Here is a 23239-nt window from a genome sequence, read left to right on the forward strand (position 1 = left end):
GGACCGAAGGAGGGGGCGGTGCCTCGTGCGGAAGGCACCGCCCCCTCCGCCATGCCCGCGCCGGGCCATCGCGGGGCGACGAGATACCGGATGAAGTGTCATCAATAAGGGCGAATAGGGCAAAAGGGATTGCGAGATGCTGGTTGCACCGCGCATCGATCGCCCCCGGGGTCTCCTCATCTGCGGGTTCGGTCCCTAGCATGAACGGGCAATGACTCGAACCTTCATTCGGTCATCACCGGCAGATCCGGCAATGAGGGCGGACGCGGTGATGGCACCCACCACGGCGTGCACAGGAGGAGCTGTGCCGCCGAGGCGTTCCGGCCCGGCCTTCCCCCGCCGGTGAGGACCGCTCTTCCCGGCCCCCGCCGTCTGCCTGCCCGGCGCACACGCCGCGCGGGCGTTCGGCTCCGTCCCCCCGACCCCCGAGGGCATCTCCTATGAACGCACTGCCGCTGCTCCTGATCGGCCTCGCGATGTTCGCGGGCGGATACCTGCTGTACTCGAAGTTCCTCGCCAACCGGGTCTACAAGCTCGACCCGTCCTTCAGAACCCCCGCGCACGAGATGCAGGACGGCGTCGACTACGTCCCGACCAACAAGTTCGTGCTGTGGGGCCACCACTTCACCTCGGTCGCGGGAGCGGCGCCGATCGTCGGCCCCGCCGTCGCCGTGATCTGGGGCTGGGTCCCCGCGTTCCTGTGGGTCACCCTCGGCACCGTCTTCTTCGCGGGCATGCACGACCTCGGCGCCCTGTGGGCCTCGGCGCGCAACAAGGGCCGCTCGATCGGCGCGCTCTCCGGCCGCTACATCGGCGCCCGGGGCGCGAACCTCTTCCTCGTCGTGATCTTCCTGCTGCTCCTGATGGTCGTCGCGGCCTTCGCGGTCGTCATCAAGAACCTGCTGATCTCCACCCCCTCCGCCGTGATCCCTGCCTGGGGCGCGGTCGCGGTCGCCCTGCTGGTCGGCCAGGCCGTCTACCGCTACAAGATGAGCCTCGGCCCGGTCACCGTCATCGGCGTCGCGGCGCTCTACAGCCTGATCCTGCTGGGCGACGCCGTCCCGGTGGAGCTGCCCGACCCCATCCTGGGCATGTCCCCGGCCACCTTCTGGATCCTCGCGCTCTTCGTCTACGCCGGCATCGCCTCCCTGCTGCCCGTGTGGGTGCTGCTCCAGCCGCGTGACTACATCAACGGCGTCCAGCTCTTCGTCGGCCTCGGCATCCTGTTCGGTTCGGTGCTGCTCAGCGCCCCGACGGTCGTCGCCCCGGCCCTCAACGACGCCGTGCCCGCAGGCACTCCGGGCCTCATGCCGCTGCTCTTCGTCACCGTCGCGTGCGGTGCCATCTCCGGCTTCCACGGCATGGTCTCCTCCGGCACCAGCTCCAAGCAGCTCGACAAGGAGACCGACGCCCGCTTCGTCGGCTACTTCGGCGCGGTCGGCGAGGGCCTGCTCGCGCTCGGCGCGATCATCGCGGCCGTCGCGGGCTACCGCACTCTGGCCGACTGGGAGGCCGTCTACAGCGCCTTCGGCGAGGGCGGCGTCACGGCGTTCGTCGACGGCGGCGGCGCGATCCTCAACGCCGGCCTGGGCCTGCCGGTCTCGCTCAGCGCCACGGTCCTGGCCACCATGGCGATCCTGTTCGCCGCCACCACCATGGACACCGGCGTGCGCCTGCTGCGCTTCGTCGTCCAGGAGGCCGGCGAGGTCGCGAAGGTGAAGATCAACAACGGCGTCGGCACGCTCATCGCCGTCGGCGTCGGTCTGGGACTCACCTTCAGCCAGGGCGCCGGAGGCGAGGGCGGCCTCCGCATCTGGCCGCTGTTCGGCACCAGCAACCAGCTGCTGGCCTCCCTGACCCTGTCCATCGTCGCGGTCATGCTGATCCGCAAGCGGCGCAACCCGGTGCCCGCGCTGGTGCCGCTCGCCTTCGTGTTCGTGATGGCGTTCTGGGCAGCCCTCGTGCAGCTCGGCGACTTCTACGACACCGGGGACTGGCTGCTGCTGGTCATCGACCTCGTCATCATCGTCGCCGCCGTATGGGTCGCCTTCGAGGCGGTCGTCGCGATGCGCAAGGCATCCCAGGAGCCGCCGGAGGCCCTGGACGCCGACGCGACGCAGAAGGCCGAGATCAAGGGGTGACGACGACGTCCCGGCGGGCCTCGTTCCGGGCCCGCTGGTCCGCGTTCCGGGCCGGGCTGGAGGAGTTCTACGCCGGTCCCTACCGGCGTACCTTCGCCCGCGCCCGGCGGGAGGAGGACGACCTCTTCCGGATGGTCGTCCTCGCGGAGGCCCTGGGCGTGCCCGACCCGGCGGCGTACTACACCGCCGAGCTGATGCCCGCCCTCTACGAGGACTTCCACGCCTGGCACCGCCGCATGGGCATGGACCGCTCGCCCCTGGAGCACGTCGGATGCTGCTAGGCCCTGCCCCGGACCTCCTCGCCGCGCGCCGGGTCGTCTTCGTCGGCGGCAAGGGAGGCGTCGGCAAGACGTCCGTCGCCGCGGCGCTCGCCCTGGGCCGTGCCCGGGCGGGCGCCCGCGTGCTGCTCGTCTCCACCGACCCCGCCCACAACCTCGGCCACCTCTGGGACCGCCCGGTGGGCAACGAGCCCGTACGCCTCGCCGAACCCTCCGGTGCGGGGGAGACCGGGGGCCACGTGGACGGGCTGGAGATCGACCCGGACCGTACGGTCGCACAGCACCTGTCCGCCGTCTCCGCCACGATGCGGCGGCTGCTCCCCGAACGGATGCACGCACCCGCCGCCCGCCACCTGGACCTCGCCCGGCAGGCCCCCGGCACCCACGAGTCGGCCGTCCTGGAACGGATCGCCGAGGCGGTGCAACTCGGGGACGCCTCCTACGACCTGGTCGTCTTCGACACCGCCCCCTCCGGCCACACGCTGCGGCTGCTCGCCCTGCCCGAACAGCTCACCTCCTGGACCGAGACCCTGCTCGCCAACCGCGACCGCTCCGAACGGTTCGGCGCCGCGCTGCGCGGCCTCGGCGGCGACGAGGAGCCCGACCGCGACGCCGAGCTGCGCCGCATCCTGCTGCGCCGCCGCGACCGCTTCGCCCGGCTGCGCGAGGTGGTGACGGACCCGGCGCAGTCGGCCTTCGTGCTCGTGCTGACTGCCGAACCCCTCCCGATCGCCGAGACGCTGGAGGTGCAGGAGAAGCTCACCGGCCTCGGCGTCGACGTGACCGCACTCGTCGCCAACCGCCGCTCCCCGGTAGACGCCGGTGAACTCCTCGCCCAGCGACGGAAACAGGAGGACGCCCACCTCGCCCGCCTCCGGGACCGGCTCCCGGACGTCCCCCTCCTCGACGTCCCGCTCCTCCCGGGCGACCTCGTCGGCCCCGAAGCCCTCGCCACCCTGGCCCACCATCTCGGGACCGCCTCGGCGTGAGGCCGCAGGTGTCCTACGGCCGTGCGTCCCGAGGGCTCAGCCGGTCGATCTCGGCGAGCACGCAGGCCACATGCGGACGCACCTGCGCGCGCAGCGCCTCGCTCCAGCGCTCCTCGGAGTAGCGGCAGTGGAAGCAGGGCCCGCCTGGCGTGCTCGACGGTGCTCGCGCGTGGGCGATGCCGGTAGTCGTAGCGCCCGGTGGCGCGCGTGGGCGCTACGACAGACGGCCGGGACCAGCGACGCGACGGCGGCTTCAGCGGTGGGCGCGCCGCACCGCACATGTGCCGTTCCCTCACATACCGGGGGACCTATTCGGCCAACTGTCCGGTCTGCAGTGCTCGTTGTGGCGCCGGGCAACCATTGCCTCCCGGCAATCAGTGCAGGCAGAGGACGTCCCCCGGCGGGGCTTGTTCTCGCACGTTCGAGCCTGGGGCGCCGTATATGCGGCGCGCGGTGTGCAGAGGTGTGGAATGTTGTGCGGGTCAGGCGGTCAGGGGAGGCCGTCGACTGACACTTCCATGGGGGGAAGCGTATGCGTACACGTGCCTTGAGCACGTCTGTTCGGCATGCCCGCGCCGCGAGCATGCGGGGGTTCGCCGGTGGTGGCCCCGGGGTCCCGCGTCGGCGGAGGCCGCTGCCGTGGGGGAGGGCCGTGTCCGCGGTCGCCGCGGGCGCGGTGCTGTCCCTGATGGGCGGCGGCGTCGCGCTGGCGGGTTCGGGCCCGGAGCCCGAGCAGCCTCCGGCGTCGGGGTCGGCCGCGACCGAGGCGGGAAACCCGGCGAGCGTCCGGGCGCAGGCGACGGGGGTGTGTGCGGACGCCTACCAGATCGGCACGACGTCCTACGCCTACCGCCAGGGCGAGGAGATCGCTTCGGTGAAGCAGTTCTACTCACCGGAGTGCAACGAGAACTACGGCTACGTGTGGGTGTGGAAGTCCTTCCTCGACAAGGACATCACCTTCGACCTGACGGTGGGCGTGTGGTCCTACGAGCGGGAGTACGTGGTCGGCGCACAGACCACCGCCGGTACGCACGAGCAGGAGTTCTGGAGCGCGGGGACCGACACGGCGTCCGAGTGCACCTCCGCGGAAGGCGTTCTGACCGTGCCCAGTGAGCCGGTCGACTACGTGGGGCGTTCGTCCCAGCGCTGCTGACGCCGCCTCACCGCCGGAGACCCGGGCGCGGCTGGGCGGGTGCGAGCCGATGACGGCTCGCCCGCTCCGCGCCTCCGCCTGCGGGCGGCGCCGACGGGGCGCCGCCTGTGAGAAGCGCACAGTCCTGATCCACTTCATTCGCGACGTACTTGGGGGAACCTCTCATGCACGTGGGCATGCCCACCCTCCGGCGGCCCAGACGCCGGGTACGACTGGCTGCCGTGGCGGTCACCGCAGCGACCGCCACCCTCGCCGCACTGGTACCCGCCACCGCGGCCGATCGTGCCGCCGACACCTCGCCGGCGGATTCCGTTTTCACCGTGGACCCTCCGCAGGTGCCGGCAGGAAAGACGAAGCCGCGGCAGAGCACGCCGACCGCTGCTCCCGGGCCGAAGAAGCCGATCGAGCTCGCCGGTGCGCAGCAGTCCATCATCCGAGCGCGTGGCGTCGGCAAGGTGCCCTGGTCGGAGTTCCACCAGGCGCAGTTGTCCGATGCGGTGTCGGCGCAGGCCAACCTGGGCAGCGGCAACCTCCTGGTCACCCTCACCGCCTTCGACATCGCCGATCCGGGACCGGGCAGCGGCCTGAAGTTCGGCCACGCCTACAACGGACTCACGTCGAGGTGGACGGCGAACACGGGCGCGGACTACCTGGTCGACGAGGCGACGCCCGACGCCGTGTATGTGCAGGGCCCCACGTCGACGATCGCCGTGTTCGAGCGGGACGGGGACGGCTTCACCCCCGCCCGTGGCTACAAGCAGGACCTCACCGAGGCAGAGGACGGCACGTCCTTCACCCTCACCGACCGCCGTACCGGGGAGAAGACCACGTTCACCCGCCCAGGTACCAGTGGTGACGCGCGGGTGTCGAAGATCGAGGACCGCAACGGCAATGCGACCACGTTCACCTACGACGGTGCACTCACCCGCACCATGACCGGCGTCTCGGGTCGCAAGCTGACCTTCACCCACGAGGACGGGCGTCTGGTGAAGGCGACCGACCACACTGGGCGCGAGGCAACGTACGACTGGAACGGGCACGAACTGGCCTCGTTCACCGACGTCGCGGGGCAGACCACGCGGTTCGGCTACGACGCCTCCCACCGGCTGACGAAGGTGACCACCCCCGAGGGCCGGCAGACGACCTTCACCTGGGACGCCGACCGCGTCGCCTCGATCACGCGCGTCACCGACGAGGCCGAGGGCACCGGCCCGACGACCGCCTTCCGCTGGATACTGCCCCAGTCCGGGGCCAGCGCTGAAGGCGTCGTGCGCATCACCGACCCCCGCGGGGAACACACCCTGAAGACGGTCGACACCCGCTGGCGGACCCGTAAGACCGAGGACCCCCTCGGCCACGAGCGCAGCCGGGAGTGGAACGCGGACAACAGCGTGGTGACCGCCACCGACGCGATGGGTACCGGTTCCGACCCGGGGAACGCCACCACCTTCGGCTGGACCAGCCGTGGTGCGCTGACCACCGCCGAACTGCCCACGGGCGCCACCGCCTCGTTGACCGAGTACCAGACCATCGCCGGCGCCGACCGCCCCGGCACGCTCACCAGCCCCGACGGGCAGAAGACGGACTACGCGTACGACGCGAAGGGCAACACCCTCTCCGTCGCCGTCACCGGCGCCGAGGGCGGCACCCGCACCTACACCTACCAGGGCGACGGAACCGACTGCGGTGGCTTCGACGGTAAGCGCTGCAGTGCCGAACAGCCCCACAAGGAGGGCGAGTCCGCCCCGACCACACACTTCACCTACAACGACTCCGGTGACTTGACCAAGGTCGATCCCCCGGACCCCAAGGGTGACACGACCTCCACGTACGACGCTCTGGGCCGGACGAAGACCGTCACCGACGGCCGCGGGAAGACGCTCACTTACAGCTACGACGACCGCGACCGCGTCACCAAGGTGGACCCGGAGAACGGCGCCCCCGTCGTCTTCACCTGGGACCACGACGGCAATCGCACCTCCCGCACCGACGTCACCGGTACTACCGGATACACCTACGACGACCTGGGCCGGGAGACGGTGCGCACCCTCCAAGACGGCTCCCAGACCGTGCTGGCCTACACCGCGAACGGCAACGTCGACTACTTCCAGGACGCCGGCGGCAAGACCGACTACACCTATGACGCCGCGAACCGGTTGACGAAGCTCACCGGGCCGACCGCGACCACGTTCGAGTACAACGCCAACGACCAGCGCACCAAGACCACTTACCCGGGCAACGTGACCCAGGACGTGGAGCTGGACGACTCCGGACGCCCCACCCGCATCACCGCCACCTCCGGCAACGACACGCTGGTCGACCTGGCCTACGACTACTCCTACACCGTCGACGGCGAGACCGTGGACGGCACGAAGATTCGCGAGCGCACCGACCACGTCACCGGCAAGGCCCTCGCCTACACCTACGACTCCGCCGGCCGCATGACCTACGCCGAGGAGACCGAGGACGGACAGCGCACCGCGTCCTGGCTGCAGTGCTTCGAGCCGGCCGGCAACCTCCTCCGCAAGTCCGGCACCGCCTCCGACTGCCCGGCCGGAGACTCCTTCACCTACAACCACGCCTCACAGCTGACCGCCATGAACGGCGACGGCTCCGGCTGGTCCTACGACAAGGCCGGCAACGAGACTGCGGCCGATTCCGGCAACGCCCGCACTGCGGAGGCATACTCCGACTTCGGCCAGCTCACCTCCCTCGCGGAAGGCGGCAGCACGTACTCCGCCGACTACGCCGGCACCACCAACGCCGAGCGCACCCGCCTGGGCGGCACCACCTTCGAGCACACGGCTCTCGGCCTGACGGCCACCCAGACCGGCGGTGAGACCACCCGGTTCATCCGGGAGCCCTCGGGCACACTCAACTCCGTGAAGGTGGACGGGAAGCAGTACTGGTACCTCACCGACGCGGTCGGTTCTGTCGTCGGCCTGGTCGACGGTGGCGGCTACCACACCCATCAGTACGGCTACAGCCCCACCGGTCAGAACCGCTTCACCCCCGTCGAACAGGAGCCGCAGCCCTACCGCTACGCCGGCGCGTACCTCGACCCCACGGGCCTCTACAAGATGGGAGCCCGCTACTACGACCCCCACATCAGCCGGTTCACCCAGCCCGACCCCTCGGGCCAGGAAACCAACCCCTACCTCTACGCCGCGGGCGATCCCACCAACTTCACCGACCCCGCTGGGTTGTGGACATCTTGGGACACGGTGGCAACGGCCTTCGCGGCAGTGGCGTTGATTACGGCGATACCGACTGGAGGCGCCTCTCTCACCATCATGGGAGGAATCAGCCTGGCTGTTTCTCAAGCGGCATTTGTCGGGGCTGTGGCATGCGGAGTTTACGACGACAACGCTTGCTGATTTTCAAGAGGGTGGTGTCGGCGACTTTGTCGCCGACACCACCTAACAGGGCGTGGAAAGAAGGAGTCCATGACGGAGAAAAGTTGGGTAGGCGTCCTCGCTCTCATCGCATCTATCTCAACAGTCGCACTCATTGCGACGTCGCCCAACGCGCTTGATCTCCCAGTTGTCTGGTGGTTTTGCGTGGCGGTGACGACCTTGGCGCTCTTGCTTCTGGGTATCCTCAAATTTCACCAACGTGGAAATACGAGAAAGTGATGAAGCCTCGAAGTCGAAAGCCTGCCCACGGCATACCGGCGTGCTTGACGGAGGAGGAGCTCCTCGACGTGGAGCCACAGCGTACGGGGCTCGGTAGGGGCGCTACTCGGGCTTTCACCTCGATTATTCTGCGGTCTGACTGTTTGAGTTGATCCGGTGGTTTGCCCTGGTTCGTCTCGCCGGTGCGGACGGGGGGCCGTCGCATGCGCTGCGGGGGCGTCGGGTTCCACGGGCCCGAGGGGTGATGCGGCTCCTCCTGTCTGGCCTTCGTCGGGTCGGGGTCCGGCCGTCAGGTGACGGCGGAAAGCTTCGTCGCGTGGTGCCATGCGGTGGTGAAGGCTGCTGTTGAAGTTCTCCTGCTGAGCTGGACAGCCTGATACTGGGACCGATGGTCTCGGAGGAAGCAGTGCCAGGCAGTGAGCAAGAGCAACATGACTAAGCGATACTCCGCTGAGTTCAAGCGGGACGCGGTCGCGCTGGTACGACGCTCATGCGACGGAGCCCGGGAAGGACCGTCTGTACCGGGTGGTCAGCGTGAGCGATGACGAGGAGAGCGCCGCGGAGGTGCTGCTCCTTCTCGCCAAGGACGCTCTCCGGGCGGGCACTCTGCAGGAACTCCGACGGAGCGAGCGAGCCGACAGGCAACTGGGAGAGGGTCTCCACAGGCTTTTCGACACGAACGGGCCGGTCGCCCACGAGCTGGAAGCGCTGCTGAGGTCACTGCTGCCGGACCTGGCCCCCGCCGAGCTGCGGGGCGCCTTGTCGAGACTGCGACTGCACATCTCCTTCGAACGGCAGGGGGCCGCTGCTTCTCCACGGTCAGCCTCGCCTGCGCCCGCCAGGTCCGCCGGTTCCCGGACCTCAGGCACCGGGAGTGTCCAGCGCCGGTCACGCCCCACCACCTACCGGTCGGTCTCCGAGATCGAGGCAAAGCTCACCATCCGCGACCTGATGGCAGCCGACCGACTTGTCCCCGGCCCGTTGACCGGCAGGTATAAGGGAGAGACGTACACCGCCGAGCTGCTTGCCGACGGCACCATCGAGCACCGCGGCACCGTGTATTCCAGCGTGTCGAGTGCGGCGTGCGCCGTGAAGGGGGTGCCTACCGACCGTGGCTGGAACTGGTGGTACACCGAGGATCACCACAGTGGCGACCGCATCACGCTCCTGGAGGTGCGGCGACGCTGGGCGGCGGTGCTGAAAGCGCAGCAGCGGACCTGACACCAGCCTTGCGGCCGGCGAGAGCGATGCACATACCGGTGTCGTACACCGGCACGCGTGCGCTTACGTCGCGTGCCCCGGACAGTGGCCGTGTCGGTCCCGGCCCTGGACGAGGCAGAGGGCCTCCTCGACCTCGCGGCGTTCCTGCTCGGTCAGTACCGCGGCAGGTCCAGGGGCAGAATCGGCGGGCAGCCCAGCCGCTGCGTGCTGTGCCTGGGCGATGACCGCGTCTACCTCGGCGAACCGTTCCTCCATGGCGTCACTCTCCGCAATCTGACGTGTCACGGTATGCAGGACATATGCCGAGACGTCCATGCCGGCCCGCTCCGCGTGCTGCCTGAGGCGTTCGGCGTGGCCGTGATCCAAGCTGATGGTGATGCGCGTCTTTGCCACGAAGACATCGTCATACGCGTATGACTCCGACGCGAGTGCGGCCCGGCGCGCCGGTAGCGGGTTCGGCCCCGGCGCGCCGATGACCTCAGTCGTTGCGCGGCTTCCGTACGAGGCCCACGACGCCGGCGGTCAGACCGCCCACGACCAGGACCAGTCCGCCGATGTTGTCCCACTGCGGCCCGGACTTCGCCTCGCGGATGCGGTTGTAGCTCTCGATGGATATCGGGCAGCCCTTCTCCTCGTCGACGAAGCCCGACGTCACCCCGGGGTCCTTGGCGCACTCCGCCTCCGGCCCCTCGGGCTCCCACACCATGAGTCCCACGCCGATGACGACCAGGAGGGCGGCGAGTGCGAACAGTCTGGATCTGGTCATGACATACCTCGGTTGCTGTGCGAGAGATGGTGAACTGCGAAGGGCGATAGGAACGTACACCGGGCCGCCGACAGTCCACGCGCCAGCCGGGCAAGGTGTAGAAACATCGGGGAGCGGGGACGGTGCCCGAGCGTTCTCTCTGTCGTCACGCGCTCGTGTGGCGTGAGCGTGCAGCCTCGCGGCGGTCCATATGCTCAGGCGCATGAGCATTCAGCGGATGGACAACGTCGCCGTCGTCGTCGAAGACCTTGACGCGGCCGTCGAGTTCTTCACGGAACTCGGCATGGAGCTGGAGGGCCGGGCACAGATCGAGGGCCGGTTCGCCGACCGCACCGTCGGACTCGACGGCATCCGGAGCGAGATCGCGATGATGCGGACCCCGGACGGCCACAGCAAGCTGGAGTTGACCAAGTACTTCGCCCCCGAGCTGTCCGGCGCGGGGCCGGAGAACCCTCCGCCGAACACGCTGGGCCTGCACCGCGTCATGTTCGCCGTCGACGACATCGACGACACCCTCGCCCGCCTACGGGCCCACGGCGCCGAACTCCTGGGCGAGGTGGCGCAGTACGAGAACACGTACCGGCTCTGCTACCTGCGTGGCCCCGCAGGCATCATCGTCGCCCTGGCCGAACAGATCGGCTGAGCCGGGGCCCTGTCTTCAAGAACGGGCTTCCTGGCGCGCCGCGTAGACCGTGAACGCCGTCCAGCCGGCGGGAGGGACGGTGAAGCCGGGACGCGCGACGTCCTTGGAGTCCCGCACGTGCACGGCGTCGGTCGCGGCAGCGACCTCGATGCACTCGGGTCCGTCGTTGCTGCTGTAACTGCTCTTCGTCCACAGCAGCAACGACCTCTCTCCGATGCTGGTCTTGAGCGTCATGTCTCTCCCCGCACTTTGTCGACGTAGGCCAGGGACTCACGCGGCGTGAGCGCCTGTGATCGGATGATCCCATATCGCATCTCCAGGATCTGGAGCTCTTTCGGCCTCGAGATGATCCGGTTGGTGAGCTGGGTTTCTGTGTGGCCGACAGATCCGCCATCCTGCAGCTTGATCAGTTCCATAGGGCCGCCGAGCCCGGCGTGGTCGTCCCGGTCGGTCGGCATCACCTGCAGGTTGACATGCCGAAGGCCGCCGATCGTCAGCAAGTGCGCCAACTGACGCCGCAGGCAGTCCCTCCCGCCGATCGGGCGCCGCAGCGTCACCTCCTCCAGCACGAAGGTCAGCATGGGCGGTCGGGCCTGATGGATGATCTCCTGACGCGCCATGCGAGCCGCCACATGCCGGTCGACCTCTTCCTCGGAGAACGCAGGCCAACGCATCTCGTACAGAGCACGCGCGTACTCCTCGGTCTGCAACAGGCCGTGCATGTTGTGATTCGCGTAGAGGTTGAGTTCGACCGCGTCGGCCTCCAGCTTCGCCAGGTCGCGCACCTTCTTCGGGTACCGGGCCTCGGCCACGTCCTTCTGCAGCGCGGTCAGCAAGCCGTCCGCGTGCAGCACCTCGTCCGCCTTGCTCAGGAACTCCGGCTTCGGCACCCGTCGGCCGCGTTCGACGGAGGAGACCTGCTCCAGGCTGTAGCCGATTGCCGCACCGAGGTCCGCCTGCGTCATCCCGGATCGCTCGCGGCAGAGTTTCACCAGCTTGCCGACCGTCCGGACGACGGCCGCCGTGTCGTCCTCGTCCCACGCCGCGCCTCCGGGCGGGTGTTCGGTCCCGTCCTCCATGCCCACCTCCATGTCCCGGCTGTGCTCAACCACCGCTGCCCGCACGCCGTCACGCTGTGCAGCCCGGACACAACCGGACGGCAGCCGGACGGTGACCGTGCGTACGGGCGGAATCACTGTTCACCGTAGAGGTGGACGGACACGCTGGGTGACGTGAATCGTCAAAGTTCCCCCGTAACGGGTCGTCAGTTCTCCGTGCAGTTGTCCGCCACCCGCCGTGGCGCACGGCTCGCACGTCGGCTCTCCGTTCAGCAACTCGCCGAGTGGGGCTGGGGCTACGACTCCGCCGCCTCCGGTGCCGTCGCGCACGTCGTGGCCGAGCTGGCCGTGAACGCCGTCCAGCACGGGCGCGTGCCGGGACGGGACTTCCGGTTGCGACTGGCCCTCGACGACGCGGAACGGCTTCGCGTCGAGGTGGTCGACGCGCGGTTCGACCGGCTGCCGCCCGGCCCGGCTCGCAGGGCTGACGCTTTGGCGGAGACCGGCCGCGGACTCGTCATCGTCCGCGCCCTCGCCGACCGCTGGGGCGTCGAACTCCGGCCAGCGCCTTGCAAGACGGTGTGGGCCGAGCTGGATCTCCGCTCGCCATAGCGAGGCCCATGCGAAAGCGCGCCATGTCTCCACCCGGGCCCGGCGGGAGGCGTAGACGCGCAGGAACGGCGTTTCCGGGTGTGGGGAAGGTAATGCCGTTGCCTTCCCCACACACGGAGATGGCCGCAGCCGGGCGGAAAACCGTCGTGGCCGGCGCCGACGTGGCCGCGCCATGCCCCGGTTCACCGGCTCGCGGCGATGGCGAGCAGGACAGTGCCGTAGACGGCCGCGACCGCGGCGAGAGGCCGACGCCACTCCAGGGTGAACCGGCGCTGGGGTCCGGAGCTCTCCCCGATACCCGTCCTGACGACCTCCAGGTGGGCGTCCCGGAGCCGCAGGTACGCCTTGCGGTAGGTCGGGTATCCGGTGAAGGCGCCGGTCAACGAGCCGCCGAAGGCGATCGAACTCAACTCGCTCCCGTCCCGCACGCGAATGCCCAGCCCCTCGTCGCATGTCACCTCGGCAACGTCGCGCCACGCGACGGTGGTGATCACCAGCACGTTCGTGACCGACACGTGGGTCGTCGTGTAGCGGATCGCCGAGTTCCAGCCGAGGAGCCAGAAGAGCAGAGGTGCCCAGGCAAGCATCAGCGGTGCCGCAATCTGCTCCTGGGGACGTGACAGAGGAATCCAGAGAACGAACCCGTACGCCACGATGCCGCATGCCAGGCAGAACCAGGTGAAAAACGGCCTACGGATGACGCTTGCTCGTGGCCTCTGCCGGCCTGTGAGAAACGTCCGGGCGCCGTCGGCGCTCTTCTCAAGTCCCGGCATTCCGGCGCCTCCTCCGAGAGGTGCGTGGGCCGGACTCGGACGGGACTCCACCGGAGCGGGAAGAGGGCGCTCGGCGGTCCTTCGACGGGTGAAGCTGTCCCACGATCAGCGCCATGGTGCCGGCTCCGATGCCGAACAGGCCCATGGCGGCGTGTATCGCCCGCCCGTTCTGCTTGCGGAGTTCGTCATACTGCTCCTCGGACACCTCGAACCGCTCGCGACCGGTGTGGTCGGACCGGAGCGCGTAGTACCTTCCGTCCTCGCTCCCCGATGGGTGAAGCCCGCTCCCGGTCAGCATTCCGCCGGCCAGGAGGGCGAGGCCCGTCAGGAAGCACCCGGCGAGGCCGACCTGCACCGCGACCGGAAGGCATCGGAACGCCTGCCGCTTCAGCCCACCTTCTCCACGCACTCCCGTGGACGAGAGCCCCCACCAGCGCACCATCGCGAGGAACCCGAGAAGGAACAGCGGCAGGACCAGCACCGCCGACACCGGCCCGCCGAGAAGCAGCGGTTCTCCGGGGAGGAGGGTGAGGGCCGACGACAGCAGGGCGAACACGCCAAGCCCCAGTGACAGGCCCGCCTCGACCTGGAAGCCCCGCCTCACCGTCTCACCCCCTGTGGTTCCGACCGGCCGGGGAGAAGAGGGTTCCCGCACCCCGGCGCCGACGTGATCAGGCTTCCACGGGAGGGCGCCGCTGGTCATTGCCACAAGTCGGCAGGCTCGGCACGCGCTTCGCGTCCAGGGGCCAGGACCGCAGGCTTCGTCGGGACGACGGACGTGAGGGTCCCGTCGGGGGACGGGACCCTCACGGGAAGCGGGCGGGTCAGAAGCCCCGGGCCAGGAGGCCGTCGCTGAGGAGCTTGGTGCGGATCATGCCCGCGTCACTGCCCCGGTCGAGGCTGCCGCTGAACGGCACCGGGGACCAGGCGTACTCGCCGGGGAACTGGTGGCCGGACAGTTCGTCGATGCGCCGGGCCCCGTCCTCGCCCACGTTGTGGACCGCGTACTGCCGGGTGAAGCTCTCCGAGCAGTGGTCGTTGCCCAGCGCCCCGTCCTCGCACGAGCCGAGCGAGGCGTAGTTGCCGTGCTTGTTCTCGGCCGAGTAGATCCGGGCGACGTAGGGGGAGCCGCCGGCGTCCCGGCCCCAGGAGCAGTCGTTGCCCAGCAGGCGTTCGTCGGTGTGCTCGAAGGCGGTGCCCTGGTGGGCGGTCGTCTTCAGCGCGAAGGCGCCGTAGCCGTTCGGGCAGTCGGCCCGGGGAGCGAGCGTCAGGGCGAACGGCTCGACGTCGCCGGAGTGCCCGCCGCCGAACCAGTCGCCGCAGTCCTGCCGGTACAGGATCGTGTACATGATGGCGATCTTGCCCGGGTCTGCGGGGTGGGGTCTGACCCGGGCGAGCGCGGTGCCCGGGTTGCTGCTCGTCGCCGGGTCGGTGCAGCCCGAGTCCTCGCCGCTGTCGAACCAGACCCAGGGGAAGTGCCGGGCGGCGAGGGTGTCCTCCAGGGCGTCGTCGAGGCCGTCGCCGTCTCCGTCTCCGGCCGCCTGGGCCTGCGCGGGACCGGACATCATCGCGGTGAAGAGGACGAGCAGGGACGCGAGCAGGCCGCGCAGCAGATGACGTTTCACGTCTCTCCTTGAGGGATGGCTGAGGGGAAGTGCCTTCCGTGCCGTGGCGGCGTTCCGGGCGCAGCCGGGGCGCCAGGCGCGACGGGACGGTACAGCCGACTCCGGCCGCGCGATCCCGCCCGTGCGGCGGGATCGAAGGAGACCCCCACTCTCCGGCCGCCTCGGGTGTAACCCGGGTGCGTCCCGCATCTGTCGCGCGGCGCCGACGTCCGGGATGCTGGCGAGCTATGACGAGACCAGGTTCCGAGCTGAAGTCCCGTACACGTGCCGGAGTGTGGGTGGTCGCCGCCGGGCTGGCGCTGACGCTGAGCGGAGGACCGCCCGCGGGCGCCGACACCGACACGCCGCAGGGCACCGCGCTTGCGGGCGCGATCGACCGCATCCTCGCCGACGAACGCCTCGACGGTGGCGCGGCGAGCGTGGTCGTGCAGGACGCCGAGAGCGGCGACGTGCTGTACGCACACGAGTCCGGCGACCGGCTGATGCCCGCCTCCAACACGAAGCTGGCCACCTCCGTGGCCGCCACCGCGCTGCTGGGGACCGATCACCGCTTCCGCACCGACGTCCTCGCCGACGGGCGGCAGCGCGGGCGCGTGCTGCGCGGCGACCTCTACCTGCGCGGTACGGGCGATCCGACGATCCTGGCGAAGGACTACGACAAGCTCGCCGAGGAGGTCGCCGACTCCGGCATCAAGCACGTGTTCGGCGACCTGGTCGCCGACGACACCCGGTTCGACGACCGGCGTCTCGGCCGTTCCTGGGCCGCCGACGACGAGTCCGCGTACTACTCCTCGCAGATCTCACCGCTGACCGTCGCCCCCGACACCGACTACGACGCCGGCACCGTCTACGTCGAGGCCGCACCGGGCGACGAACCCGGCGACGAACCCAAGGTCACGGTCACCCCGCCCAACGACTACGTGACGGTCGACGTGCGCGGCACCACCGTCGCCGAGGGCGAGACCGACACCCTCTCCATCGACCGCGAGCACGGCAACAACACGCTCGTCATCGACGGCGACATCCCCGTCGGGGCGAACCCGACCCGCTCCTGGACGGCAGTGTGGGAGCCCACCGGCCTCGCCGCGGCCGTCTTCGCCGACGCCCTCGCCGACCACGGCGTCCGCGTCCACGGCGACACCCGCCTCGGCCGCGCCGCGCCCGACGACGCCGACGTCCTCGCCGCGCACGACTCCATGAAGCTGGAGGACCTGCTGGTCCCCTTCATGAAGCTGTCCAACAACAACCACGCCGAGGTGCTCACCAAGGCCGTCGGCCACGAGGTCGCGGGGGAGGGCACCTGGGACGCCGGCCTCTCCGCGATCGAGGACTACCTCGCCAAGGAGGGCGTCGACACCTCCACCCTCCGCCAGGTCGACGGCTCCGGGCTGTCCCGCATGAACAACATTCCCAGCGCGGAGTTCGCCCAGCTCCTGGTCTCCGTGCGCGACGCGCCCTGGTTCGACGCGTGGTACGCCTCGCTGCCCGTCGCCTGCGAGTCCGACCGCATGGTCGGCGGCACGCTGCGCTCCCGCATGTGCGACACCCCGGCCGCGGGCAACGTCCACGCCAAGACCGGTTCGCTGACCGGCGCTTCGGGCCTCTCCGGGTACGTCACCGACGCCGACGGCCGCGAGCTGGTCTTCAGCATCCTGCTCAACAACTACCTGGCCTCCTCGGTGAAGGGCATCGAGGACGCCATCGCGGTCACCCTCGCCTCGCATGGAGAGGACGGCACCCGCCGCATCACACCGCCCACCGCGCGGAACGGCGAACCCCCGGCCCACGTGGAGTGCTCCTGGCTCAAGCCCCGCCACTGCTGACCGCTCCCTCCCGCACACCAACGGGCCGGCCGCCGTCGGGATACGGCGGCCGGCCGGTTCGTCGTGGCCCGTCGGCCGGTAGGTTCGGCACGGAGCCGACGGCCAAGGGGGAGGAACCATGAGCGAGCTGGGCGAACTGCCGGCGACCGACGCCACCGAGAGGCGGGGTGGGGACGAGCCGGCGGACCGCGAAACACCGCGTCCCAGCAGCCGGGGCAAGCAGTACGCCCTGTGGGCCGGACTCGCCCTCTGCGTCGTCTTCCTCGCCTGGGTGGCCTGGGGCCTCATCCAGTTCGACCACGCCCTGGAGCATCCGCAGGAGGGCGGCTTCTCCGGCTGGCAGTGCGAACCCGGCCGCGACTGCACGCGCTGACGAGGTCTCGCCGTCGCGTGGACGGCCGGGGCGCGGCGGGTGGTCCGCCGTGCCCCGGCCGTGCGGGTCAGTTCAGCTCGATCAGCAGGTCGCCGCCCTCGACCTGCTGGACCTTGCCGATGGCGAGGCGGGAGACGGTGCCGGAGCGCTGGGCGGTGATGGAGGCCTCCATCTTCATCGCCTCGATGGTGGCGACGGTGTCGCCCTCCGTCACCTCGTCGCCCTCGCCGACCTGGAGGGTGACCGCGCCCGCGAACGGGGCGGCGATGTGGCGGTCGTTGGAGGTGTCCGCCTTCTCCGCGACCTTCACGTCCGTGGTCACCGACCGGTCGCGGACCGACACCGGGCGGAGCTGACCGTTGAGCGTGGTCAGGACGGTGCGGTGACCGGTCTCGTCCGGCTCGGAGATGGCCTCCAGCTGGATCAGCAGGGTGACGCCGGGCTCCAGTTCGGCGGTGTGCTCGATGTCCGGTTCGAGGCCGAAGAAGAAGTCCTTGCTGGTGAGGACCGAGGTGTCGCCGTAGGAGCTGCGGTGCTCGCGGAACTCCTTGTCCGGGCCGGGGAAGAGCAGCCGGTTGAGCGTGCCGGGTCGGTCGTCGCGCAGCCCGTCGCGGTCCTCCCCGGACAGCGGCACGGACTCGGCGCCCGGCTTGCGGCCCTGAAGAGCACGCGTGCGGAACGGCTCGGGCCAGCCGCCGGGCGGGTCGCCCAGCTCGCCGCGCAGGAAGCCGATCACCGAGTCCGGCACGTCGAACTTCCCCGGGGCGGACTCGAAGTCCTTCGGTTCGACGCCCGCGCCGACCAGGTGCAGCGCCAGGTCGCCGACGACCTTGGAGGACGGGGTGACCTTGACCAGCCGGCCCAGCATCCGGTCGGCGGCGGCGTAGCAGTCCTCGATCAGCTCGAAACGGTCGCCCAGCCCGAGCGCGATGGCCTGCTGGCGCAGGTTGGAGAGCTGCCCGCCGGGGATCTCGTGCTGGTACACGCGCCCGGTGGGGGAGGGCAGTGCGGCCTCGAAGGGGGCGTAGATCTTGCGGACGGCCTCCCAGTACGGCTCCAGGTCGCCGACGGCGGCCAGGTCCAGTCCGGTGGCCCGTTCGGTGTGGTCGGTCGCCGCGACCAGCGCCGACAGCGACGGCTGGCTGGTCGTGCCGGCCATCGAGGCCACCGCGGCGTCCACCGCGTCCACGCCCGCGTCGATGGCGGTGATGAGGGTGGCGAGCTGGCCGCCCGCCGTGTCGTGGGTGTGCAGGTGCACCGGCAGGTCGAACCGTTCGCGCAGCGCGGTGACGAGCTTCCGCGCGGCCGGCGGGCGCAGCAGCCCGGCCATGTCCTTGATGGCCAGCACGTGCGCCCCGGCCTCGACGATCTCCTCGGCGAGCCGCAGGTAGTAGTCGAGGGTGTAGAGCTGCTCGGACGGGTCGGAGAGATCCCCCGTGTAGCAGAGCGCGACCTCCGCGACCGAGGTGCCGGTCTCGCGCACGGCGTCGATCGCCGGGCGCATCTGCGACACGTCGTTGAGCGCGTCGAAGATGCGGAAGACGTCCATGCCGGTGGCCGCGGCCTCCGCGACGAAGGCGCTGGTGACCTCCGTGGGGTACGGCGTGTAGCCGACGGTGTTGCGGCCGCGCAGCAGCATCTGGGTGCAGAGGTTGGGCGCGGCCTCGCGCAGCGCCGCGAGCCGTTCCCACGGGTCCTCGGCGAGGAAGCGCAGCGCCACGTCGTACGTCGCCCCGCCCCAGCACTCCAGGCTGAGGAGCTGCGGCGCGATGCGCGCGACGTGCGGGGCGACGGCCAGCAGGTCGCGGGTGCGCACCCGGGTGGCCAGCAGCGACTGGTGCGCGTCGCGGAAGGTGGTGTCGGTGACCGCCACCGCCTTCTGCTGCCGCAGCCGCTCCGCGAACCGCTCCGGGCCCAGCTCGCGCAGCAGCTGCCGGGAGCCGTCCGGGGCGGGCGCGTTCAGGTCGACGGCGGGCAGCTTGAGCGCCGGGTCGGCGACCTGCGGACGGGGGCCGTGCGGGCGGTTCACGGTCACGTCGGCCAGGTAGTGCAGCAGCCGGGTGCCGCGGTCGGCGGGCTTGCGGGCCTCCAGCAGCTCCGGGTGCTCGTCGATGAAGGAGGTGGTGACCCGGCTCTCGGAGAAGTCGGGGTGGTCCAGCACGGATGCGAGGAACGGGAGGTTCGTGGCCACGCCCCGGATGCGGAACTCGGCGATGGCGCGCCGAGCACGGCGTACGGCGGTCTCCCAGCTCTCTCCGTTGCAGGTGAGCTTCACCAGCATGGAGTCGAAGTGCGCGCTGGTCTCGGCGCCGGTGTGGGTGGTGCCGCCGTCCAGCCGCACCCCCGGGCCGCCGGGGGAGCGGTAGGCGCTGATGAAGCCGGTGTCGGGGCGGAAGCCGTTCGCCGGGTCCTCGGTGGTGATGCGGCACTGCAGGGCGGCGCCGGTCGTGCGGATGGCGTCCTGCGTGTAGCCCAGCTCGCTCAGCGTGGCGCCGGCCGCGACGCGCAGCTGGGCGATGACCAGGTCGCGTCCGGTGACCTGCTCGGTCACGGTGTGCTCGACCTGGATGCGCGGGTTCATCTCGATGAAGACGTGCCGCCCGCGCTCGTCCAGCAGGAACTCGACGGTGCCGGCGTTGACGTAGCCGATGTGCCGGGCGAACGCCACGGCGTCGCCGCAGATCCGCTGCCGCACCTCGGGGTCGAGGTTCTGCGCGGGGGCGATCTCGACGACCTTCTGGTGGCGGCGCTGCACGGAGCAGTCGCGCTCGTACAGATGGACGACGTCGCCGGAGGCGTCGGCGAGGATCTGCACCTCGATGTGGCGCGGCTTGACCACGGCCTCTTCGAGGAAGACCGTCGGGTCGCCGAAGGCGGACTCGGCCTCGCGCATCGCCGCCTCGACGGACTCGCGCAGCTTTTCCGGCTGCTCCACGCGGCGCATGCCGCGCCCGCCGCCACCGGCGACGGCCTTCACGAAGACGGGGAAGCCGATGTCGTCGGCCGCCCCGACGAGGGCGTCCACGTCGGCGGACGGCTCGGACGATCGCAGCACGCTCACGCCCGCCTCGCGGGCCGCCGCCACGGCGCGCGCCTTGTTCCCGGTCAGCTGGAGCACGTGGGCGGGCGGGCCGACGAACTTGATGCCCGCGTCCTCGCAGGCCTGCGCCAGCTCCGGGTTCTCCGACTGGAAGCCGTAACCGGGGTAGACGGCGTCGGCCCCGGCCTTCCGGGCCGCCTTCACCACCTCGTCCACCGACAGGTACGCCCGAACGGGGTGCCCGGGCTCGCCGATCTGGTACGCCTCGTCCGCCTTGGCACGGTGCAGGGAGTTGCGGTCTTCGTACGGATAGACGGCGACGGTCGAGACACCCAGCTCATAGGCGGCGCGGAACGCCCTGATGGCGATCTCGCCCCGGTTGGCCACGAGCACCTTGCGCAACATACGGCTCCCTGCTCTCTTCCGGACCGGATGCCGAGATCGTAGAGGGTGACACCCTTCCCCGGAACAGGTGGCACTCGGTGCCATTCATCACGCCGTGACCCGCGCATACGGTCCGGCCTGCTGGGCATCCGCTCCTGGTGGTGCCGCGGCAGGGGTCGGCGTCCTCGGGGGAGCACGTGGCACCTTTCCATGTACTACCGTGTAGTACATGGAAGCCACGGCGCGCGAGTTCAACCAGCACTCCTCCCGCATACTGGCCGCTGCCGAAGCGGGCGAGACGATCACCGTGACGAAGAACGGGCGCCCGGTGGCGACCGTCCGCCCCTACGTCACCGAGGACGTCCCGCCTCATCCCGTCGGTCCGATGGGAGACATCGAGCTTCCCGACCTGGACCTGCCGGACCTCACCGACGACGAGATCGACGACACGCTCCGAGGGATGGGTTCGTGACCGAACTCGCCATCGCGGACACCAACGCGCTGTACCGGATGCTCGACCCGAAGCTGAGCGGCCATGAGGCCCACCGCAAGGCGCTGGGCGCCATCGGCCACCTCGTCATCTCCCCTCTCGTCCTGGGGGAGCTCGACTACCTGATCTCCCAGCGGTCAGGGGCGGACAAGGCCGTGGCGGCACTCCGCTTCGTGGAACGCTACGCGGCGTTGAAGCGCTTCGAGATCGCCGACGTGGCACCGCACGTCGGAACCGCCGTCGCCGTCATGCAGGGCTACCGGGACGCCGGCCAGGGCCGCGGCGTCGGGCTCGCCGACGCGATGAACGTGGCCCTGGCCGCCGCCTACCGTACGGACGCCGTGTTCACGACGGACCGCCACTTCCGGATGATGCGGCCGCTGACCGGCCACAGCTCCTTCCGCCTGCTGCCCGAGGACCTGTGAGCGGCGGCGAGGGCCGGCTCAGGCGGCCGTGTGCCGCCCCGCGTAGGAGAGGAAGGCGGACCAGCCGTGGGCGGGGAAGCGGAGCCGGGGGCCGTGATGGTCCTTGGAGTCGCGCACGTGGACCGCGCCGGGCGTGGCGGCGACCTCGACACGGTCGCCGCCGTCCGAACCGCTGTGGCTGCTCTTCACCCGGCGCAAGTGGCTCGGCCCCACGGTGATGCTGCTCAATGCCTCTCCTGCCAGATGCCCGATGAGGCGGGTTCGTACGCGCAGCGCGTACACGGTCAGAGCTTCACGACGACGGCGCGTTCGCCGCAGAGCTTGCGCATGTCGTCCTCGTCGGAGGTGAAGACCGTGACGGGGCCGGGCTGGCGGAGGGCGACGGCGGCCAGCGCGGCGTCGATGGCGTACGTGTGGCCGTGCAGTCCTGCGTCGCGGAGGAGTGCGACCGCTTCCTCGGCGACGGCCTCGGTGACCGGTTCGACGTGGAGGCGGGAGAGCGCCCAGTGCCAGGCGGGACGGTAGGTCTTCATGTCGTACGCCTCGATCAGCGTCATGGACGTGGTCAGTACGCGAATGTCCGCCTTGGCGGCGTCCTTGAGTCGCAGGCCCATGCGGCGGTCGCCGGAAACCCACTGGGAGAGACCTTCGCAGTCGAGCAGGTACGTCACCTCTCCGCGCACCGTCACGCCGCCTTCTCGTGTGCGACGGGAGCGTGGTCGTCGGCATGCCGGGCCCGGGCGCGCTCGGCGTGCATGCGCTCGATCTCCCGACGCTCGGCCTCGGCTTCGCGCATCTCCGCCTCGGTGACCTCGCCGTACTCGGACTCCCACCAGTCCACGGCCTCGTTCAGCCGGTCGCGTTCGTGCTGGCGCTCTATGGCCTGCGTGACGTAGCGGCTGAAGCCGCCGGTGCCGACCTCGGCGCGGATGGCCTCGGCGAGTTCCTCGGGGAGGGTCACGGTGTACTTCTTGGTTGCCATACCGTCGACCATACCGGATGAGAGGCCCCCCGGGATGCCTGCGACCAGCGGATTTCCTGCGAACGGGTGAACCGCCGGAACGCGATGTTCACGCCGGTGAAACGACCGCCGGGCACAGGCGGGGGCAGAGGATCGGGCAGGTGGCATGGGCGCACCCGGACGCGGGGGCGCTCCGGGCCGGACAGCGGGCGGAGAGCGCGGCGCTCCACGGCAGGCCGGACAGCGAGCCCGGGACGCCGCCGACCGCGGCGGACGTCGCCGCGTTCTTCGTGGCGTGGGACGACGACGCGCGGCCGGTCGGCTGCGGCGGTCTGCGCGCCCTCGACGACGGGATCGGCGAGGTGAAGCGCAGGTACGTCGTCCCGGAGGCGCGCGGAACGGGCGTGGCTGACGGCGTGCTCGCCGCGCTCGAGGAAGGGGCGCGGGGGCAGGGCTGGTCCGCGCTGCGGCTGGAGACCGGCGACGGACAGCCTGCCGCCGTCCGGTTCTACGAGCGCTCCGGCTATCGGCGCATCCCGAACTTCGGGGCGTACGCCGGGGTGGACGGTTCCTGGTGCTTCGAGTGGAGGCTCGACGCCGTCAGAGCTTGTCCATCCCCTTGTACGGGGTGACGATCCGGGCCTGATGCGACCCGAAGTCGACGATCAGGGCGTCGTCGTGGCCGACGCTGAGGACGCGGCCGAGGCCGTAGCGGTCGTGCGAGACGCGGTCTCCGGCCGCGTACTCCTCGACGGCCGCCACGACGGCGGGGGCGAACGGACTGGTGGGGAGGTGGCGCCGGGGCGCGGTGGGCTTCGTCATGGGCCCTCAGTATGCGCCCTCCACCCC

The 23239-nt window shown here is 70.4% G+C and carries 25 protein-coding genes; 13 read left to right on the top strand and 12 right to left on the bottom strand.

The annotated features are described in order from the left end of the window. Nucleotides 1-440 precede the first annotated feature (440 nt). The 6 genes from K304_RS0110945 (at nucleotide 441) to K304_RS0110970 (ending at nucleotide 9417) form a co-directional block, all read left to right on the top strand. Entirely contained in the window at nucleotides 441-2141 is a 1701-nt protein-coding gene (locus K304_RS0110945) for a carbon starvation CstA family protein (RefSeq protein ID WP_027763781.1), read from the top strand. Continuing rightward, nucleotides 2138-2422 carry a cory-CC-star protein gene (locus K304_RS0110950; protein WP_027763782.1) on the top strand — a complete coding sequence of 95 codons (285 nt, stop codon included), beginning with the start codon at nucleotides 2138-2140 and terminating at the stop codon, nucleotides 2420-2422. The genes K304_RS0110945 and K304_RS0110950 overlap by 4 nt, the downstream gene beginning before the upstream one ends. Beyond that, nucleotides 2413-3408: an ArsA family ATPase gene (locus tag K304_RS0110955; protein WP_027763783.1), complete on the top strand. Its 996-nt coding sequence runs from the start codon at nucleotides 2413-2415 to the stop codon at nucleotides 3406-3408. Before K304_RS0110950 ends, K304_RS0110955 begins: the two co-directional genes overlap by 10 nt. A 652-nt stretch (nucleotides 3409-4060) precedes the next feature. Then, nucleotides 4061-4561: a hypothetical protein gene (locus K304_RS0110960; RefSeq protein WP_027763784.1), complete on the top strand. Its 501-nt coding sequence runs from the start codon at nucleotides 4061-4063 to the stop codon at nucleotides 4559-4561. 221 nt (nucleotides 4562-4782) lie between these two features. Then, nucleotides 4783-7938 (top strand): RHS repeat-associated core domain-containing protein, encoded by a 3156-nt coding sequence (locus tag K304_RS28440; protein WP_051308266.1) that lies wholly within the window; start codon nucleotides 4783-4785, stop codon nucleotides 7936-7938. Nucleotides 7939-8730: 792 nt separating this feature from the next. Further along, a complete protein-coding gene (locus tag K304_RS0110970; RefSeq protein WP_158687328.1) occupies nucleotides 8731-9417 on the top strand; it encodes a restriction system modified-DNA reader domain-containing protein in 687 nt (228 codons plus the stop codon). 63 nt (nucleotides 9418-9480) lie between these two features. On the opposite strand, the gene K304_RS28445 is transcribed toward K304_RS0110970, so the two are convergent. Both K304_RS28445 and K304_RS28450 read right to left on the bottom strand, forming a co-directional pair. Next, on the bottom strand, nucleotides 9481-9810 hold the full coding sequence (locus K304_RS28445; RefSeq protein ID WP_037789984.1) for a hypothetical protein: 330 nt from the start codon (nucleotides 9808-9810) through the stop codon (nucleotides 9481-9483). A gap of 85 nt (nucleotides 9811-9895) precedes the next feature. Continuing rightward, nucleotides 9896-10183 carry a hypothetical protein gene (locus K304_RS28450; RefSeq protein ID WP_037789985.1) on the bottom strand — a complete coding sequence of 96 codons (288 nt, stop codon included), beginning with the start codon at nucleotides 10181-10183 and terminating at the stop codon, nucleotides 9896-9898. A 202-nt stretch (nucleotides 10184-10385) separates the two neighbouring features. On the opposite strand from K304_RS28450, the gene K304_RS0110985 reads away from it, so the two are divergent. Further along, a complete protein-coding gene (locus K304_RS0110985) occupies nucleotides 10386-10826 on the top strand; it encodes a VOC family protein (protein WP_078528930.1) in 441 nt (146 codons plus the stop codon). 15 nt (nucleotides 10827-10841) lie between these two features. On the opposite strand, the gene K304_RS0110990 is transcribed toward K304_RS0110985, so the two are convergent. Beyond that, nucleotides 10842-11060 carry a DUF397 domain-containing protein gene (locus K304_RS0110990; protein WP_027763787.1) on the bottom strand — a complete coding sequence of 73 codons (219 nt, stop codon included), beginning with the start codon at nucleotides 11058-11060 and terminating at the stop codon, nucleotides 10842-10844. Next, entirely contained in the window at nucleotides 11057-11905 is an 849-nt protein-coding gene (locus tag K304_RS0110995) for a Scr1 family TA system antitoxin-like transcriptional regulator (protein ID WP_037790034.1), read from the bottom strand. The genes K304_RS0110990 and K304_RS0110995 overlap by 4 nt, the downstream gene beginning before the upstream one ends. Before the next feature lie 195 nt (nucleotides 11906-12100). On the opposite strand from K304_RS0110995, the gene K304_RS0111000 reads away from it, so the two are divergent. Further along, nucleotides 12101-12496 carry an ATP-binding protein gene (locus K304_RS0111000; protein WP_078528908.1) on the top strand — a complete coding sequence of 132 codons (396 nt, stop codon included), beginning with the start codon at nucleotides 12101-12103 and terminating at the stop codon, nucleotides 12494-12496. Between the two features lie 182 nt (nucleotides 12497-12678). Here K304_RS0111000 and K304_RS0111005 read toward each other — a convergent pair whose 3' ends face one another. From K304_RS0111005 to K304_RS28455, 3 genes are all read right to left on the bottom strand, one after another. Beyond that, a complete protein-coding gene (locus K304_RS0111005) occupies nucleotides 12679-13083 on the bottom strand; it encodes a hypothetical protein (RefSeq protein WP_158687329.1) in 405 nt (134 codons plus the stop codon). A 172-nt stretch (nucleotides 13084-13255) separates the two neighbouring features. Next, nucleotides 13256-13972, bottom strand: coding sequence for a hypothetical protein (locus K304_RS0111010; RefSeq protein ID WP_158687330.1), 717 nt, complete (start codon nucleotides 13970-13972; stop codon nucleotides 13256-13258). Between the two features lie 121 nt (nucleotides 13973-14093). Next, complete coding sequence (locus K304_RS28455; protein WP_051308272.1) at nucleotides 14094-14894, bottom strand: hypothetical protein; 801 nt, start codon at nucleotides 14892-14894, stop codon at nucleotides 14094-14096. Between the two features lie 227 nt (nucleotides 14895-15121). On the opposite strand from K304_RS28455, the gene dacB reads away from it, so the two are divergent. Then, nucleotides 15122-16717 carry a D-alanyl-D-alanine carboxypeptidase/D-alanyl-D-alanine endopeptidase gene (dacB, locus tag K304_RS0111020; protein ID WP_027763792.1) on the top strand — a complete coding sequence of 532 codons (1596 nt, stop codon included), beginning with the start codon at nucleotides 15122-15124 and terminating at the stop codon, nucleotides 16715-16717. A 118-nt stretch (nucleotides 16718-16835) separates the two neighbouring features. Next, nucleotides 16836-17090: a hypothetical protein gene (locus K304_RS0111025; protein ID WP_027763793.1), complete on the top strand. Its 255-nt coding sequence runs from the start codon at nucleotides 16836-16838 to the stop codon at nucleotides 17088-17090. 67 nt (nucleotides 17091-17157) lie between these two features. Here K304_RS0111025 and K304_RS0111030 read toward each other — a convergent pair whose 3' ends face one another. Then, nucleotides 17158-20535 (bottom strand): pyruvate carboxylase, encoded by a 3378-nt coding sequence (locus tag K304_RS0111030; protein WP_027763794.1) that lies wholly within the window; start codon nucleotides 20533-20535, stop codon nucleotides 17158-17160. Between the two features lie 208 nt (nucleotides 20536-20743). Between K304_RS0111030 and K304_RS0111035 the strand changes: the two genes are divergently transcribed. Continuing rightward, nucleotides 20744-20986, top strand: a complete 243-nt coding sequence (locus tag K304_RS0111035; RefSeq protein ID WP_027763795.1) for a type II toxin-antitoxin system Phd/YefM family antitoxin — start codon at nucleotides 20744-20746, stop codon at nucleotides 20984-20986. Next, nucleotides 20983-21429 (top strand): PIN domain-containing protein, encoded by a 447-nt coding sequence (locus K304_RS0111040; protein WP_027763796.1) that lies wholly within the window; start codon nucleotides 20983-20985, stop codon nucleotides 21427-21429. Before K304_RS0111035 ends, K304_RS0111040 begins: the two co-directional genes overlap by 4 nt. A gap of 18 nt (nucleotides 21430-21447) precedes the next feature. Here the strand turns inward: K304_RS0111040 and K304_RS0111045 are convergent, their stop codons facing one another. From K304_RS0111045 to K304_RS0111055, 3 genes are read right to left on the bottom strand one after another with little or no spacing between them, the layout of a single operon-like run. Then, the gene (locus K304_RS0111045; protein ID WP_106965572.1) at nucleotides 21448-21657 is read right to left on the bottom strand and encodes a DUF397 domain-containing protein; all 210 of its coding nucleotides are present in this window, start codon (nucleotides 21655-21657) and stop codon (nucleotides 21448-21450) included. Between the two features lie 56 nt (nucleotides 21658-21713). Then, a complete protein-coding gene (locus K304_RS0111050) occupies nucleotides 21714-22118 on the bottom strand; it encodes a hypothetical protein (RefSeq protein ID WP_486591632.1) in 405 nt (134 codons plus the stop codon). Next, a complete protein-coding gene (locus tag K304_RS0111055; RefSeq protein ID WP_037789990.1) occupies nucleotides 22115-22411 on the bottom strand; it encodes a hypothetical protein in 297 nt (98 codons plus the stop codon). Before K304_RS0111055 ends, K304_RS0111050 begins: the two co-directional genes overlap by 4 nt. Nucleotides 22412-22551: 140 nt before the next feature. On the opposite strand from K304_RS0111055, the gene K304_RS0111060 reads away from it, so the two are divergent. Next, the gene (locus K304_RS0111060) at nucleotides 22552-23022 is read left to right on the top strand and encodes a GNAT family N-acetyltransferase (RefSeq protein ID WP_027763800.1); all 471 of its coding nucleotides are present in this window, start codon (nucleotides 22552-22554) and stop codon (nucleotides 23020-23022) included. Here K304_RS0111060 and K304_RS0111065 read toward each other — a convergent pair. Next, on the bottom strand, nucleotides 22991-23212 hold the full coding sequence (locus K304_RS0111065; protein WP_027763801.1) for a hypothetical protein: 222 nt from the start codon (nucleotides 23210-23212) through the stop codon (nucleotides 22991-22993). The two genes, K304_RS0111060 and K304_RS0111065, sit on opposite strands and share 32 nt — an antisense overlap. Nucleotides 23213-23239: the final 27 nt, after the last annotated feature.

The sequence above is a fragment of the Streptomyces sp. CNS606 genome, assembly GCF_000426325.1.